This is a genomic window from Pseudomonas sp. IT-P218, assembly GCF_949767605.1.
GTDB lineage: Bacteria > Pseudomonadota > Gammaproteobacteria > Pseudomonadales > Pseudomonadaceae > Aquipseudomonas > Aquipseudomonas putida_AE.
Genome location: NZ_CATKQQ010000024.1, coordinates 1 through 15,412, shown reverse-complemented (window position 1 = coordinate 15,412; position 15,412 = coordinate 1). Strand labels below are relative to the sequence as shown.

Below are 15,412 nucleotides of genomic sequence, written 5' to 3'. Positions count from 1 at the left end.
TTCTTGTCTGCCTTTAAATAAGTGGCTTGGGATGCTCTCAGGGCCCTGGGCGATTTGTGCGTTCAGATACGCTCGGGCCAAGGTCGCTATAGGGTCAGTAATCGGAACAGGGCGATCTTGTTGATCTGCGCCAGCGCGCACTTGAACTCGGTATCTTCCGGGTTGTGGATGCGCGTTTCGAACGCCGCGAGGATCTGATGCCGGTTGCTGCCTTTTACCGCCATGATGAAGGGAAACTTGAACTTGGCCTTGTAGGCGTCGTTCAGCTCGGTGAAGCGCTGGAACTCTTCGGCCGTGCATTGGTGAATACCGGCGCCAGCCTGTTCATTGGTGCTGGCTTCGGTGAGTTGCCCCTGGACGGCGGCTTTGCCGGCCAGGTCCGGGTGAGCGTTGATCAGGGCCAGCTGGCTGGCGTGATCGGCGCTCAACAGGATGTCGCTCATGCGCTGGTGCAGGGTTTCGATCTCGTCGATCGAAGCGTCCTGGCCCAGGTCGAAGGCCTTTTCGGCCACCCATGGCGAATGTTCGTAGATGTCGGCGAAGGCTTTGACGAAGGCGTCGCGGCTCAGGGTCGAGGGTTTCAATGTTTGAAAGGCGCTCATTTCGCGGCCCCTTGGTACGGGTGGGTTTCGTGCCAGTGGCGTGCGATGTCGACGCGACGGCTGAACCACACCTGTTCATGACTTTTAGCGTATTCGATAAAGCGCTTGAGCGAAGCCAGACGCGCCGGACGGCCGATCAGGCGGCAGTGCAGGCCGATCGACAGCATTTTCGGGGCTTCCGCGCCTTCGGCGTAGAGCACGTCGAACGCATCCTTGAGGTATTCGAAGAAATCGTCGCCCTTGTTGAAACCCTGGACCTGGGTGAAGCGCATGTCGTTGGTGTCCAGGGTGTACGGGATCACCAGGTGCGGCTTGCCGGTCGGGTTGTTCGGTTCCCAGTAGGGCAGGTCGTCGTCGTAGGTGTCGCTGTCGTAGAGGAAGCCGCCTTCTTCCATCACCAGCTTGCGGGTATTCGGGCCGGTGCGGCCGGTGTACCAGCCCAGTGGGCGCTCGCCGGTGATTTCGGTGAGGATGCGTATCGCTTCGAGCATGTGCTCGCGTTCCTGGGCTTCGTCCATGTACTGGTAGTCGATCCAGCGGTAGCCGTGGCTGCAGATCTCGTGGCCGGCCTCGACCATGGCGTGGATCACGTCCGGGTGACGCTGGGCGGCCATGGCCACGGCGAACACGGTCAGCGGAATGTCGAATTCCTTGAACAGTTTCAGGATCCGCCAGACGCCAGTACGGCTGCCATACTCGTAGAGCGATTCCATGCTCATGTTACGCGCGCCTTGCAGCGGCTGCGCCGAGACCATTTCCGAGAGGAAGGCTTCAGATTCTTTGTCGCCGTGCAGGATGTTGCGCTCGCCACCTTCTTCGTAGTTGAGTACGAACGACAGGGCGATGCGGGCGTTGCCCGGCCAGTGTGGGTGCGGAGGGTTACTGCCGTAACCGATCAGGTCGCGAGGGTAGTCAGCGCTCACTGCAGTCTTCCTTCTTGTTCGTGTTGACAGGTGGTGTGGCGCGCCTGAGGGTGAAATGGCAGGGTGGCGTCACAGCGATGGGGTGATTGTATACAACTTTATATTCATTTTGTAAGCCTGATTTTTTGCATTTTTCATCAACGGTCATCTGCCGTGCGGATTCCGGGCAGTTACCCGTCCCGTGCAAGAAATTTGCCTGATTGGTCAGCTAATGGTTCGAAAGCGGCGCAGGCGCAAGGATCGCTGGAAAATCGACGGTAAAAGCCCGTGTGGTGACGGTGTCGGACGAAATGTCGTTTTTATTGTGTACAATTTCTTTGAAAAATGTCTTAATCAGTCGCTCGCCGCAGCTTTTCGTGCTCCGAATCGGTGCGGTCTCCTTTCAACTGACTTCGGGAGGCGCGAGGTCTGACTGCTTACATGCAGGCAGGCGCGCAGAATCAATGGGACGTTTGACTACACACGTTTTGGACGCTGCACACGGGTGCCCGGGCAGCTCGATCAAGGTCGAGCTGTACCGCGTTGAAGGCTCGCAGCTGGAATTGGTCGCCAGCGCGATAACCAACAGCGATGGCCGTGTCGATGCACCGCTGCTGCAGGGCGATGACTACCGCACCGGGGTCTATCAGGTGCAGTTCCATGCAGGCGACTACTACCGCGCCCGTGGCGTCCAGTTGCCGGAGCCTGCTTTCCTGGATGTGGTGGTGCTGCGTTTTGGCATCTCTGCCGAGCAGGATCACTACCATGTGCCGCTGCTCATTTCGCCCTACAGTTATTCAACGTACCGAGGAAGCTGATCCCCCAAGCGGCTTCCTCCACTTAGAAGCGACTGCGCATATAGCTTCTTTGGTCTTTCGCCCGCTCACACTGCGGGCTTTTTTTTCGCAAAAAATCCTTGGCGGCAAAGGCCGGATTTACTGCTACATAAGGCTCATACCGCTAAAACAGGGTGTGACAAAGACAATTCAGTTACTTATTCAGCAGGCAAAAAGACGATTCATGTAGTATAACTACAAGCGTGCTACATCCCCGGCGCCTGCCAAATAAAAAAGAGTCCAGCCCTTTGAATCTGCTGCAACACATCGCCCAGTCTCGCCACCTGTTACGCAAGTCGGAACTCAAGGTCGCCGATCACGTTTTGCTCGATCCTGCGGCCGTGATGCACAGTTCCATGGCCGACCTGGCCCACAGCGTGGGTATCAGTGAGCCGACCATCGTGCGCTTTTGCCGCGCCATCGGTTGCTCGGGTTTCCAGGACTTGAAACTCAAGCTGGCCCAGAGCCTGGCGGCAGGGGCGAGTTTCGGGCAGTTCGCGATCCATGAGGACGACTCGGTCGCCGACTACAGCCTGAAGATTTTCGACACCACCCTGCACACGCTGATGGAGGTCCGGGAAAAGCTCGATCCGCTGGAATTGCAGCGGGCGGTGACGCTCATGTCCCAGGCCCAGCGCGTCGAGTTCTATGGTTTCGGCGCCTCCGGGGCGGTGGCGGCGGATGCGCAGCACAAGTTTTTCCGTTTGCTGCTGACAGCGGCGGCGTATTCCGATCCGCACATGCAGGCGATGTCGGCGGTCACCCTCAAGCCGAGTGACGTGGCAATCTGCATTTCCCAGTCCGGGCGCTCCAAGGATTTGCTGATCACTGCCAACCTGGTGCGTGAGAGCGGCGCCTCGTTGATCACCTTGTGCCCGAGCCAGACGCCTTTGGCCGAGTTGTCGACCGTCAACCTGGCCATCGACGTTCACGAAGACACCGAAATCTACACGCCGCTGACCTCGCGTATCGCCCACCTGGTGGTGATCGATGTGTTGGCCATGGGCGTGGCCATGGCCCGCGGGCCGAGCCTGGTCAACCACCTCAAGAGCGTCAAGCGCAGCCTGCGCAGCTTGCGCCTTTCACCCAAGTCGGTGAAGGCGCTGGACGACTAAGATCAAATGATCGCAGCCTGCGGCAGCTTCTACAGGTGGTCACAAATCTCTGTAGGAGCTGCCGCAGGCTGCGATCTTTTGAATTTCATGTTCCTGTAACCCGCCCGCCGCCAAACCGTCATCCCTCGCGCCTATCTTGAAACTCCCGTACTCGACTTGGGAGACTCGAAATGGCCCAGCCCTACGAAGAACGCAACAGCGCCGTCAAAACCCGTCGTCAGCAGGAAGACCAGCGCCGCATGGCGTTCCGCCGTGCTATCGAAGATCGCTGCGAACAGCGCCAGCTTCTCGCCGAGATTGCCGATTTTGCTGAACTGGAACTCAATTACTGGCAGGCGGCGCCGACAACTTCCCGTCGAAGCGCTCAACCAGCGCGCTGATCTGAATCCTTTCGCTACGAATGAACGCAAGGAAAGCGTGAGCCACCGGTGACAGGCGTTTGGCCTTGGCCTGTACCAGGCACCAGCTGCGGTAGAGCGGCAGTTCCTCGATCGGCAACTCGATCAGGCCGCCGGTGGCCAACTCAAGGTTCAGGGCGTGGCGCGTCAACAGTGCCACGCCCAGACCCGCCAGCACGCATTCGCGCTGGGCTTCGGCTGAAGAAACCTCCTGGGTCTGGTTGAAGTGCACGCGCTTTTCCTTGAAGTATTCCTCGCAGGCCATTCGCGTTCCCGACCCGACCTCGCGCATCAGCAGGGTGTAAGGCTCAAGATCCTGCAGGCGCAATGGCCCCAGGTGGCACAGCGGGTGATCCGGCGGTGCGACCGCAACGATCGGATTGTTCAGGAACGGCAGGAACTCCAGCCCCATGTCCTGCGGTACCATGGACATGATCACCAGGTCGTCGCGGTTGTCCGACAGCCGCCGGATCACCTGGGCGCGATTGACCACCGTCAGTTGCAGGTTCACTTCCGGATGCTGGCGCTTGAAGGCGGCAAACAAGTGCGGTACGAAATACTTGGCGCTGGATTCCACCGCCAGTTTCAGTTGGCCTTGCAGCGAGCCCTGCATGTCCGACAGTTGCATGTCGAGGTTTTCCAGGCGACCGAAGATGTCCCGGCTCGCACGTTGCAAGGCTTCCGCCGCTTCGGTCATGTAGAGTTTTTTGCCGACATAATCGAACAGCGGCTGGCCCACCAGCTCTTCAAGTTGACGAATCTGCAGGCTGACGGCTGGTTGCGTGAGTGACATTTCGTCGGCTGCGCGGCTGTAGGACCTCAGGTCGCAGACCTCGTTGAAGATTTGCAACTGACGCAATGTCATACGCATCAAGGACTTACGCATTTTTTGCACACTCTGGCCACTGGCGAATGTGTCAACTATAAGTCTTTACTTATGCATCACCCAATAATTATTCATTTTTGTTAATCCCTTGTGAGCGCTAGTGTGGCGTTGCGACCAAATTGAAACATTTGGTCACGCGTCGACCTGTCAACAGGTCGTGGGTACCACCGGATCAAGGGAAACTCCAAGTGATAAAAAAGATCCTGATCGCCAACCGTGGTGAGATTGCCGTACGAATCGTACGCGCTTGTGCCGAAATGGGCATTCGCTCGGTCGCGATCTATTCCGACGCCGATCGCCATGCCCTGCATGTCAAGCGTGCGGATGAGGCCCACAGTATTGGTGCCGAGCCACTGGCCGGTTACCTCAACCCGCGCAAGCTGGTGAACCTGGCTGTGGAAACCGGTTGCGATGCCTTGCACCCAGGCTACGGTTTCCTCTCGGAAAACGCCGAACTGGCAGACATCTGCGCCGAACGCGGGATCAAGTTCATCGGTCCATCGACTGAAGTCATTCGCCGCATGGGTGACAAGACCGAAGCCCGCCGCAGCATGATCAAGGCAGGTGTTCCGGTCACGCCGGGTACCGAAGGCAACGTCGCTGGTATTGAAGAAGCCCTGACCGAAGGCGACCGCATCGGTTACCCGGTGATGCTCAAGGCCACTTCCGGTGGTGGCGGTCGCGGTATCCGTCGCTGCAACAGCCGTGAAGAACTCGAACAGGCGTTCCCGCGAGTCATTTCCGAAGCCACCAAGGCGTTCGGTTCCGCGGAAGTGTTCCTGGAAAAGTGCATCGTCAATCCCAAGCACATCGAAGCGCAGATCCTTGGCGACAGCTTTGGCAACGTGGTGCACCTGTTCGAGCGTGATTGCTCGATCCAGCGCCGCAACCAGAAGCTCATCGAAATCGCCCCGAGCCCGCAACTGACCCCGGAACAGCGCGCCTACATCGGCGACCTTTCGGTGCGTGCAGCCAAGGCCGTGGGTTACGAGAACGCCGGTACCGTGGAGTTCCTGCTCGCCGAGGGCGAGGTGTACTTCATGGAAATGAACACCCGGGTGCAGGTGGAACACACCATCACCGAAGAAATCACCGGCATCGACATCGTCCGCGAGCAGATCCGCATTGCGTCCGGCCTGCCGCTCTCGGTGAAACAGGAAGACATCCAGCACCGCGGTTTCGCCCTGCAGTTCCGGATCAACGCCGAAGACCCGAAAAACAATTTCCTGCCAAGCTTCGGCAAGATCACCCGTTACTACGCACCCGGCGGTCCGGGCGTACGTACCGACACGGCGATCTACACCGGCTACACCATTCCACCGTTCTACGATTCCATGTGCCTGAAACTGGTGGTCTGGGCGCTGACTTGGGAAGAAGCGATGGACCGTGGCCTGCGCGCGCTGGACGACATGCGTGTGCAAGGCGTCAAGACCACCGCCGCCTACTACCAGGAAATCCTGCGTAATCCGGAATTCCGTAGCGGCCAGTTCAACACCAGCTTCGTTGAAAGCCACCCTGAACTGACCAACTACTCGATCAAGCGCAAACCCGAAGAGCTGGCCCTGGCCATCGCCGCCGCCATCGCCGCCCACGCAGGCCTGTGAGGAATAGAACAATGTCCAAGAAGATTCATGTAACCGACACCATCCTGCGCGACGCCCACCAATCGCTGCTCGCGACCCGCATGCGCACCGAAGACATGCTGCCGATCTGCGACAAGCTCGACAAGGTTGGCTACTGGTCGCTGGAATGCTGGGGCGGCGCGACGTTTGACGCCTGCGTACGTTTCCTCAAGGAAGATCCGTGGGAGCGTCTGCGCCAGCTGCGCGCCGCGTTGCCTAACACCCGCCTGCAAATGCTCTTGCGTGGCCAGAACCTGCTGGGTTATCGCCACTACAGCGACGACGTGGTCAGGGCCTTCGTCGCCAAGGCAGCGGTCAACGGCATCGACGTGTTCCGCATCTTCGACGCCATGAACGACGTGCGTAACCTGCGCGTGGCCATCGAAGCGGTGAAAGCCGCCGGCAAGCACGCCCAGGGCACCATCGCCTACACCACCAGCCCGGTGCACACCATTGACGCGTTCGTGGCGCAAGCCAAGCAAATGGAAGCCATGGGTTGCGACTCGGTGGCGATCAAGGACATGGCCGGCCTGCTGACCCCGTACGCCACCGGCGAACTGGTTCGGGCATTGAAAGCCGAACAGTCGCTGCCCGTGTTCATTCACTCCCATGACACCGCCGGCCTAGCGACCATGTGCCAGCTCAAGGCCATCGAAAACGGCGCCGACCACATCGACACCGCGATCTCCAGTTTCGCCTCGGGCACCAGCCACCCGGGCACCGAGTCGATGGTTGCTGCGCTCAAGGGCACCGAGTTCGACACCGGCCTGAACCTGGAGCTGCTGCAGGAAATCGGCCTGTACTTCTACGCCGTGCGCAAGAAGTACCACCAGTTCGAAAGCGAATTCACCGCCGTCGACACCCGCGTTCAAGTCAACCAGGTACCGGGCGGGATGATTTCCAACCTGGCCAACCAGTTGAAAGAGCAGGGCGCCCTCAACCGCATGGGCGAAGTGCTGGCAGAGATCCCGCGGGTTCGTGAAGACCTCGGCTTCCCGCCACTGGTGACCCCGACTTCGCAGATCGTCGGCACCCAGGCGTTTTTCAACGTGCTGGCCGGCGAGCGCTACAAGACCATCACCAACGAAGTGAAGCTGTACCTGCAAGGCGGCTACGGCAAGGCGCCGGCCCCGGTGAACGAGCAACTGCGTCGCCAGGCCATTGGCAGCGAAGAAGTGATTGACGTTCGCCCAGCCGACCTGCTCAAGCCGGAAATGGCCAAGCTGCGCGCCGACATAGGTGCCCTGGCCAAGTCTGAAGAAGACGTGCTGACCTACGCCATGTTCCCGGACATCGGGCGCAAGTTCCTCGAAGAGCGTGCAGCAGGCACCCTGACCCCTGAAGTGCTGCTGCCGATTCCTGAAGCCGGTGGCGTCGCCTCGGCCGGCGGTGAAGGCGTGCCGACCGAGTTCGTCATCGACGTCCACGGCGAAACCTACCGCGTCGACATCACCGGTGTTGGCGTCAAGGCCGAAGGCAAGCGCCACTTCTACCTGTCTATCGATGGCATGCCGGAAGAAGTGGTGTTCGAACCGCTCAATGAATTCGTCAGCGGCGGCAGCAGCAAACGCAAGCAGGCGTCGGCCCCGGGCCACGTCAGCACCACCATGCCAGGCAACATCGTCGATGTGCTGGTCAAGGAGGGCGACACCGTCAAGGCGGGCCAGGCTGTGCTGATCACCGAAGCGATGAAGATGGAAACCGAAGTCCAGGCCGCCATCGCCGGCAAAGTCACCGCCATCCACGTGGCCAAGGGCGACCGGGTGAACCCGGGCGAGATCCTGATCGAGATCGAAGGCTGAGTTAACAGCCGCGATACAACGCTTTAAACCTCGGGGGGGCATGTGCTCCCCTTTTTTTTTGCCTGGAATTTGACGACTGATCTCTTCGACACCTCCCTTGCCATGCTTTTTCACCAAGCGCACGGCACTCGCGCGCGCCGCAGTGGCCTAAGCATCAGGGCACAACGTTGCGTGCCGGTAGACTGACATGGGTCGGACATGAACGAAGAGACGCTGAAAGATAAATCGCTGGCGGTTTTGCTGGTGTTGGTGAGCATTGCGTTCATCTGGATCCTGCTGCCGTTCTACGGTGCGGTGTTCTGGGCGGTGATCCTGGGGATTGTCTTTGCGCCGATGCAGCGCCGGTTGCAACTGAAGTTCGGCTGGCAGCGCAACCTGACGTCGCTGTGCACCTTGAGCATCTGTCTGGTGATCGCGATTCTGCCGGTGATCATCATCAGCATGCTGCTGGTTCAGGAAGGCGCGGCGCTGTACAAGAGCGTCGAGAGCGGTGAGCTGGACATTGCCGGCTATGTGTCGCAGTTCAAGCACAACCTGCCACCGTATTTCCAGCATTTGCTTGATCGGTTCGGTGTGGGTGAGTTGAACGGGCTGCGGGAGAAAATCGTCAAGAGCGCGATGGCCGGTGGCGAGGTGACGAATCAGGTGTTCAGCCTTGGCCAGGGCACGTTCCAGTTCATTGTCAGCTTTTTCATCATGCTCTACCTGCTGTTCTTCTTCCTGCGCGACGGGGCCGAACTCGCGCGCAAGGTGCGCATGGCCGTGCCGTTGCAGGAACACCAGAAGCGCCGTCTGCAGCTCAAGTTCAATCGCGTGGTGCGGGCCACGGTGAAGGGCAACCTGCTGGTGGCAATCACCCAAGGCGCATTGGGCGGTTTGATTTTCTGGTTCCTGGACATTCCCAGCGCACTGGTCTGGGCGGTGTTGATGGCGTTTCTGTCGTTGTTGCCGGCGATCGGGGCAGGGATTGTCTGGGCTCCCGTGGCGGCGTTTTTCCTGCTGACCGGCGAGGTCTGGCAGGGTGTGGTGCTGGGATTGTTCGGGGTATTCGTGATTGGCCTGGTGGATAACGTGCTGCGACCGATCCTGGTGGGCAAGGACACGAAGATGCCGGACTACATGATCCTGATCTCGACCCTCGGTGGCCTGGCGCTGTTCGGTCTCAACGGATTTGTCATCGGCCCGTTGATCGCGGCCCTGTTCATGTCGAGCTGGGCCATTTTCATCGAGACCAAACCGCGGGTTCAGCTGCCTTAGGCACTGAGCTTGCCTGCCTGTCCCGTGCCGATTCGCTGGGACAACGCCTGGGCGTCGGGCAGCGAGGTGAGCGGGCCGCTGATCTGTTCGCCGTCCTGGACCAGGTACCAGCAGGCGAGCAAGCCAAGCGCTCTGAGCGGTGCGGGAACGGCGCTGCCGATAACGGACATGATCTGAACCTGAGACATCATAAGGACCTCCACTAATCTGTGAAGTCACCTTACGGTCCGGGCGTCTCGAGGAACAATCAACGCTTTCAATAGTGGTCATTGATGCCAGTGAGGTCTGCCAGGCGGCTGGCGCTCAGTCGACCACCTGATCGAGCATATGCACCACTTCCTGCTCGTTGAGCAGGCCTTTGCGCACCAGGTTCTGGGTCAGCAGCGAAAGGAATTTGGCGCTGCGATGGCCTTCCAGGTGCTTGAGTTCGGTCAGGGCGTTGTAGACCTTGCTGGAGGTACACAGACCATTGATGCGGTGCGGGTTTTGTGTGGGCATGAGCTCGTCCTTGTTGTTATCGGCCGTACAGGTACGAACCCAATCTTGCCGAAATCAAGGGTCGACACTGTTCCGATAGCGACGCCTACAGGATTTTTCCAGACCTGTGACGACGAACGGTAAATTACGGACGTGAGCTTGCAGCGTTCACGTCCATCGTCGGAACGCCGCCCGGAGCAAGCTCGCTCCTACAGGTACAAGGAACCCGCGTTTACCAGCGGCCGTAACCGTGGGGAGGGCCGTAATAGCCACGAGGCGGGCCATAGTAACCACGCGGTGGACCGTAGTAGACCGGCGCCGGGCGATAGTAGATGGGTTGCCCCACATATACCGGTGCGGGCTGGTAGTAGACCGGTGGAGGTGGCGCCATGTACACCGGTTGCGGTTGAGCGTAAACCGGCTGCGGCGCTACATACACAGGCCGGTTGCTGTTGATGATTGCCGAGCCAACGATGGCCGAGCCGACGATCGCGCCAAACACCGCCGGTCCTTCCCAGCCACCACCGCCGCCATGCGCCTCTGCTTGCCCTGCGACAGCCAGGGCGCCGATCAGCAAGGCCACTGTGGGGATTCTACGAATCATGATGATTCCTCGGTTCTTCGACCCGGCGCTTGCGTCTGCCATAGACTCAAGGAATGTCGCGGGGATACTTCTAAGACAGCTTTTTTTTTAAAATCAGCACAGCTGCCAGGTAAATTTTGTGTAAGGTCTGTGTCGGCGAACTTACGCTCGCGCGGCGTCGATCAAGGCGTGCGACCATGATTGAACAGAACCCGATGGACTGGCTAATCCCGTCCATCCGAAAGTGCAATGCAAGGAGATTCTCATGCAGATGAACCCCAACAGAGACACCCAGCTGTGCATGTCCCTCTCCGGACGGCCCGGGAACTTTGGCCTGCGATTTCACAATCATCTGTATGAGCAACTGGGGCTTAATTTCTACTACAAGGCGTTCTCCAGCCAGGACCTGCCGGGCGCCGTCGGTGGCATCCGCGCCCTGGGTATTCGTGGTTGCGGCGTATCGATGCCGTTCAAGGAAGCCTGCATTGCCCTGGTCGACGAACTGGACCCTTCTGCTGCGGCCATCCAGTCGATCAATACCATCGTCAATACCGACGGCCATCTCAAGGCCTTCAACACCGACTACATCGCCATAGCCCAGTTGCTGGAGACCCACCAGGTGCCCAAGGACACCTCATTTGCCCTGCTGGGCAGTGGTGGCATGGCCAAGGCGGTGGCCAGCGCCTTGCGCGATGGCGGTTACCACAATGGCCTGATCGTGGCCCGTAACGAGCGTGCCGGCCAGGCATTGGCCAAGTCACTGAACTACCCCTGGCAAGCCGAGCTGGGTGACCGACGCCCGCAAATGCTCATCAACGTAACGCCCATCGGCATGACCGGCCCGCAAGCCGATCAGCTGGCGTTCGATGGCCAAGCCATTGCTGCTGCGGATATCGTCTTCGATGTTGTCGCGGTTCCTGCGGAAACCCCGCTGATCCTGCGCGCGCGTGCCGAAGGCAAGCATGTCATCACCGGGCTCGAAGTGATTGCGATCCAGGCACTGGAGCAATTTGTGCTCTATACCGGCGTGCGCCCGACCGATGAGCAGTTTGAAAAGGCCGTGGAGTTTGCTCGCAGCAGCCTTGCCTATTGATTCAAGCTTTTACTCAAGGCGTGCCAAACGCTCTTCCAACGCGGCGATTCGCGATTCGAGCTCTTCGATTCGCTCAACCGACACGGCGCCGCCAGCACCGCGCTCCGGCGCATTTTGCCGTGCCGCGAGGATCGCTTCGATATCCGCCGGATCACCCAGCGCGTGGGTATAACGATCTTCACGCTGGCCGGCCTGACGCGGAATCAGCACGGCCAGGCCGCGGGCAATCAGGCGTTCGAGCTGATGCACGACCTGCTCGGCATCCTCGAAATCATGCATGCGCCCGCTGCGGGTCAGCAGTTCGTTGACCGTCTGCGGCCCCCTTAAAAACAATAGCCCGGTCAGGATCACCTGTGCGGGCACCAGTTCCAGTGCCTTGTCGACCTTGTGCTCCCAGCGATCGGCACGGCTGCCCATCACCAGTCGAGTGAAGCCGCGCCCTTCGAGGGCGCGCAGGCTCTGGCCGACCTGGCCCTGGGTGAGGTTCATCACCGGCTCGCGGCTGGTTTTCTGGTTGCAGGCGATCACCAGGGCATTGAGGGTCAGGGGATAGGTTTCCGGACTGGTGGCCTGTTTTTCGATCAGGGAGCCCAGAATGCGGATTTCCGTAGTGTTGAGCCGCGGCTCGTCGAAAGTCGTCTCTTGCTCAGTGCTCATGGTTCTGCATCCTTAGCCGATTCATGTTTTTCACTTGCGTAGGCGCACTTTGACATCGCCCGTTCGGACTAGGCAAGGCTAACGATTCTGTCGCGTCCGGGCGGCGCCAAACTTCATGCTCAAAGGGGTGTTGCGCCACGCGCGCCCCGCCAAACGAGCAGAAGGCGCCGCGATGGAGTTTGCATTCAGCGACGAACAGGAAATGATCCGCGAGTCGGCCGAGGGTTTCCTCGCCGATGTATCGGATTCCGCCGCCGTGCGCGCGGCGATGGTCAGCGACCGGGGTTTCGACGAAGCCCTCTGGCAGCGGTTATGCCAGGAAATGTGCTGGCCGGCGATTCATATTCCAGAGGCCTATGGCGGCCTCGGCCTCGGTTATGTCGAATTGGCAATTCTGCTGGAGCAGATGGGCCGGCGCTTGCTGTGCTCGCCGTTTTTCGCCACCGCCTGCCTGGCCACGCCGGCGCTGTTGCTGGCCGCCAATGATGAGCAGAAGCAGCGCTGGTTGCCGTCGATCGCCGACGGCAGCGTGACCGGGACCCTGGCGTTCAGCAGTGCCAACGGCTGGTCGGCCAACGATGTCCAGGCAACGGTGGTGGCCGAAGGCGAAGGGTTTGTCCTCGACGGCACCCTCAAGCATGTACTCGATGGACACGGCGCCGACCTGTTGATCATTGCCGCACGTCAGCCCGGAACCGCTGGCGAAACGGGCATCAGCCTGTTTGCCGTCAACGCCGTACGTGCGGGCATCGAACGGCAGTTGCTGCCCACCATGGACCAGACCCGGCGTCAGGCGCGGATTGAGCTCAAGGGCTTGTACCTCGAAGCGGATGAGCTGCTGGGCGAATTGGGTTATGGCTGGCCGCACCTGGAACGCGTCCTGCAACTGGCCTGCATCGGCCTGGCTGCCGAGCAGACCGGCGGCGCGCAGCAGGTGCTCGACCTCAGTTTGGCCTATATGCAGGAACGCCAGCAGTTCGGTCGCCCCATCGCCAGTTTCCAGGCCCTCAAGCACCGCGCCGCCGACATGATGCTGCAAGTCGAATGCGCGCGGTCCGCCAGCTATTACGCGGCGTGCGTGGCCCAGGAAGTCCTGGATCCGCAGGGTGATCCGCAGGTCGCGTCCGAACTGCCACTGGCGGCTGCGTTGGCCAAGGCCCAATGCTCGGAAACCTTTTTCCACTGCGCATCCGAATCGATCCAGTTGCATGGCGGCGTCGGTTTCACCTGGGAATACGACCCGCACCTCTACTTCAAGCGGGCCCGCGCCAGCGAGAGCTTTCTCGGGCTACCGGCCTGGCATCGCGAGCGCATTGCTTCGGTGATTCTGGGAGAGCAGCCATGAAAATCAATTTCAGCGAGCAGGACGAGCTCTTTCGCCAGGAAGTAGCCGATTGGATGAGCAACAACCTCTGCGGCGAATTCGAGCCCCTGCGTTTTCGCGGTGGACCCGGCGATGAGCACATGTTTCCCGAAGAGCGCAAAGCCTGGGAACGCAAACTCGCCGAAGGCGGCTGGACCTGTGTCGGCTGGGCGCCCGAGCATGGCGGGCGTGGGTTGTCGATCACCCGTCAAGTGATCTTCCATGAAGAATACGCCCGCGCCGGCGGCCCGGGACGCATGGGCCATATTGGCGAAGGCCTGGCCGGACCGACCATCGCCGCTTTCGGTACGGCCGAACAGCAACGGCGTTTTCTGCCGGGGATCGTCAGCGGTACCGAGTTCTGGTGCCAAGGCTATTCAGAGCCGGGCGCCGGTTCCGACCTGGCCAACGTCAAGACCCGCGCGACGCTGGATGAGGCGACGGGGCAATGGGTGATCAACGGGCAGAAAGTCTGGACCTCCCTGGCCCATGAGTCGGACTGGTGCTTTGTCATCGCCCGCACCGAACCGGGCAGCGTTGGCCATCGCGGTTTGTCCTTCCTGCTGGTGCCGATGGCCCAGGCGGCAATCACTGTGCGCCCCATCGAGCAACTGACCGGCACCTCGGAGTTCAACGAAGTGTTCTTCGACGACGCCCGTACCGACGCCGCCAACATCATCGGCGCGCCAGGCGATGGCTGGAAAATCGCCATGGCGTTGCTCGGTTTCGAACGCGGTGTCTCGACCCTCGGCCAGCAGATGCAGTTCCAGAACGAACTCAACGAGATCATCGCCATCGCCAAGGCCAATGGCGCTGCCCGCGATCCCATCCTTCGCCAGCGTCTGGCCGAAGCCTGGAGCGGGCTGCGGATCATGCGCTACAACTCGCTGCGCATGCTCTCGGGTAGCCAGGACGGTTCGCTGCGCAAGGAGGCGACCATCTACAAACTGTTCTGGTCGACCTGGCACGCCAGCCTCGGAAAGTTGGCGATGGACGTGCTCGGCGCCGAGGCGGAATTGCTCGAAGCCGCGCCTTATCAACTGACCCGCCTGCAGTCGCTGTACCTGTTCAGCCGCGCCGACACCCTGTACGGCGGCAGCAACGAAATCCAGCGCAACATCATCGCCGAGCGTGCCTTGGGCATGCCCAAAGAGCCGCGTCCAGGCAAATGAAAAAGAGCCGTTCCGGGAGGGCGGCGCGCGGCTATAATCGGCCCACGTTTCCCTCCTGTCACCACAAGAGACCTGTCATGACCATTTCCCTGTACGACGCTTCCGTCCCTGTTTTCAAACAAATGCTCAACGCCCTGAGCGATGTGCTGAACAAGGCCGAAGCCCACGCTACCGCCAAGAACATCGACCCGAACGCCTTCCTGCAAGCCCGTCTGTACCCGGACATGTTCCCGCTGGTGCGTCAGGTGCAGATCGCCGTTGATTTCGCCAAGGGTGTTACTTCGCGTCTGGCCGAAGTTGAAGTGCCGAAGTACGAAGACACCGAAACCACCTTCGCCGAGCTGCAAGGGCTGATCGCCAAGGTCCTGGCCTACATCGGCGAGTTCTCGCCTGAGCAGATCAATGGCAAGGAAGGCATCGAGATCGTCACCCGTCCAGGCACGCCGAAAGAGAAGCGCTTCTCCGGCCAGGCTTACCTGCTGACCTACGGCCTGCCGCAGTTCTTCTTCCACGTCACCACCACCTACGCGCTGCTGCGTCATAACGGAGTGGAAGTGGGCAAGCGCGACTACATGGGCGCGTTCTAAACCGTCCAGGTACAAAAAAGCCCGCCCAGGTTTGCGCCTTGGCGGGCTTTTTTTGCGTTC

Annotated in this window: 17 protein-coding genes; 10 read left to right on the top strand and 7 right to left on the bottom strand. The window is 60.2% G+C overall.

The window, feature by feature from the left end:
* Positions 1-86: 86 nt before the first annotated feature.
* Positions 87-602 (bottom strand): 2-oxo-4-hydroxy-4-carboxy-5-ureidoimidazoline decarboxylase, encoded by a 516-nt coding sequence (gene uraD / locus ACM6I6_RS16675; protein WP_274075360.1) that lies wholly within the window; start codon positions 600-602, stop codon positions 87-89.
* Positions 599-1,525 (bottom strand): allantoinase PuuE, encoded by a 927-nt coding sequence (gene puuE, locus ACM6I6_RS16670; protein ID WP_274075359.1) that lies wholly within the window; start codon positions 1,523-1,525, stop codon positions 599-601. Before puuE ends, uraD begins: the two co-directional genes overlap by 4 nt.
* A gap of 443 nt (positions 1,526-1,968) precedes the next feature.
* On the opposite strand from puuE, the gene uraH reads away from it, so the two are divergent.
* From uraH to ACM6I6_RS16655, 3 genes are all read left to right on the top strand, one after another.
* On the top strand, positions 1,969-2,322 hold the full coding sequence (uraH, locus tag ACM6I6_RS16665) for a hydroxyisourate hydrolase (RefSeq protein WP_008031462.1): 354 nt from the start codon (positions 1,969-1,971) through the stop codon (positions 2,320-2,322).
* 266 nt (positions 2,323-2,588) lie between these two features.
* The gene (gene hexR / locus ACM6I6_RS16660; RefSeq protein WP_008056956.1) at positions 2,589-3,455 is read left to right on the top strand and encodes a transcriptional regulator HexR; all 867 of its coding nucleotides are present in this window, start codon (positions 2,589-2,591) and stop codon (positions 3,453-3,455) included.
* 170 nt (positions 3,456-3,625) lie between these two features.
* Positions 3,626-3,835, top strand: a complete 210-nt coding sequence (locus ACM6I6_RS16655) for a PA3496 family putative envelope integrity protein (protein WP_274074609.1) — start codon at positions 3,626-3,628, stop codon at positions 3,833-3,835.
* Here ACM6I6_RS16655 and ACM6I6_RS16650 read toward each other — a convergent pair.
* Positions 3,777-4,739: a LysR family transcriptional regulator gene (locus ACM6I6_RS16650; protein ID WP_274074610.1), complete on the bottom strand. Its 963-nt coding sequence runs from the start codon at positions 4,737-4,739 to the stop codon at positions 3,777-3,779. The genes ACM6I6_RS16655 and ACM6I6_RS16650 overlap by 59 nt on opposite strands.
* Positions 4,740-4,927: 188 nt before the next feature.
* On the opposite strand from ACM6I6_RS16650, the gene ACM6I6_RS16645 reads away from it, so the two are divergent.
* The 3 genes from ACM6I6_RS16645 to ACM6I6_RS16635 all read left to right on the top strand — a co-directional run bounded on the left by ACM6I6_RS16645 (position 4,928) and on the right by ACM6I6_RS16635 (position 9,420).
* Positions 4,928-6,343 (top strand): acetyl-CoA carboxylase biotin carboxylase subunit, encoded by a 1,416-nt coding sequence (locus ACM6I6_RS16645; protein WP_414920268.1) that lies wholly within the window; start codon positions 4,928-4,930, stop codon positions 6,341-6,343.
* Positions 6,344-6,354: 11 nt separating this feature from the next.
* Positions 6,355-8,163 carry a sodium-extruding oxaloacetate decarboxylase subunit alpha gene (gene oadA / locus ACM6I6_RS16640; RefSeq protein ID WP_274074611.1) on the top strand — a complete coding sequence of 603 codons (1,809 nt, stop codon included), beginning with the start codon at positions 6,355-6,357 and terminating at the stop codon, positions 8,161-8,163.
* A 198-nt stretch (positions 8,164-8,361) separates the two neighbouring features.
* Positions 8,362-9,420: an AI-2E family transporter gene (locus ACM6I6_RS16635; RefSeq protein ID WP_274074612.1), complete on the top strand. Its 1,059-nt coding sequence runs from the start codon at positions 8,362-8,364 to the stop codon at positions 9,418-9,420.
* Here ACM6I6_RS16635 and ACM6I6_RS16630 read toward each other — a convergent pair.
* From ACM6I6_RS16630 to ACM6I6_RS16620, 3 genes are all read right to left on the bottom strand, one after another.
* Positions 9,417-9,608 carry a hypothetical protein gene (locus ACM6I6_RS16630; RefSeq protein ID WP_274074796.1) on the bottom strand — a complete coding sequence of 64 codons (192 nt, stop codon included), beginning with the start codon at positions 9,606-9,608 and terminating at the stop codon, positions 9,417-9,419. The two genes, ACM6I6_RS16635 and ACM6I6_RS16630, sit on opposite strands and share 4 nt — an antisense overlap.
* 115 nt (positions 9,609-9,723) lie before the next feature.
* Positions 9,724-9,918: a hypothetical protein gene (locus tag ACM6I6_RS16625; RefSeq protein WP_274074613.1), complete on the bottom strand. Its 195-nt coding sequence runs from the start codon at positions 9,916-9,918 to the stop codon at positions 9,724-9,726.
* 211 nt (positions 9,919-10,129) lie between these two features.
* Positions 10,130-10,501, bottom strand: a complete 372-nt coding sequence (locus ACM6I6_RS16620; protein ID WP_414920267.1) for a hypothetical protein — start codon at positions 10,499-10,501, stop codon at positions 10,130-10,132.
* Positions 10,502-10,745: 244 nt separating this feature from the next.
* Here ACM6I6_RS16620 and ACM6I6_RS16615 point away from each other — a divergent pair, with 244 nt between their 5' ends.
* The gene (locus ACM6I6_RS16615; RefSeq protein WP_274074615.1) at positions 10,746-11,573 is read left to right on the top strand and encodes a shikimate 5-dehydrogenase; all 828 of its coding nucleotides are present in this window, start codon (positions 10,746-10,748) and stop codon (positions 11,571-11,573) included.
* A 9-nt stretch (positions 11,574-11,582) separates the two neighbouring features.
* Here the strand turns inward: ACM6I6_RS16615 and ACM6I6_RS16610 are convergent, their stop codons facing one another.
* Positions 11,583-12,230 carry a YceH family protein gene (locus ACM6I6_RS16610; RefSeq protein ID WP_414920266.1) on the bottom strand — a complete coding sequence of 216 codons (648 nt, stop codon included), beginning with the start codon at positions 12,228-12,230 and terminating at the stop codon, positions 11,583-11,585.
* A 172-nt stretch (positions 12,231-12,402) separates the two neighbouring features.
* Here ACM6I6_RS16610 and ACM6I6_RS16605 point away from each other — a divergent pair, with 172 nt between their 5' ends.
* From ACM6I6_RS16605 to ACM6I6_RS16595, 3 genes are all read left to right on the top strand, one after another.
* A complete protein-coding gene (locus ACM6I6_RS16605; protein ID WP_274074617.1) occupies positions 12,403-13,575 on the top strand; it encodes an acyl-CoA dehydrogenase family protein in 1,173 nt (390 codons plus the stop codon).
* Positions 13,572-14,765 (top strand): acyl-CoA dehydrogenase family protein, encoded by a 1,194-nt coding sequence (locus ACM6I6_RS16600; protein WP_414920265.1) that lies wholly within the window; start codon positions 13,572-13,574, stop codon positions 14,763-14,765. Before ACM6I6_RS16605 ends, ACM6I6_RS16600 begins: the two co-directional genes overlap by 4 nt.
* Positions 14,766-14,842: 77 nt before the next feature.
* Entirely contained in the window at positions 14,843-15,352 is a 510-nt protein-coding gene (locus tag ACM6I6_RS16595) for a DUF1993 family protein (protein WP_274074619.1), read from the top strand.
* The last annotated feature ends 60 nt before the right edge of the window (positions 15,353-15,412 follow it).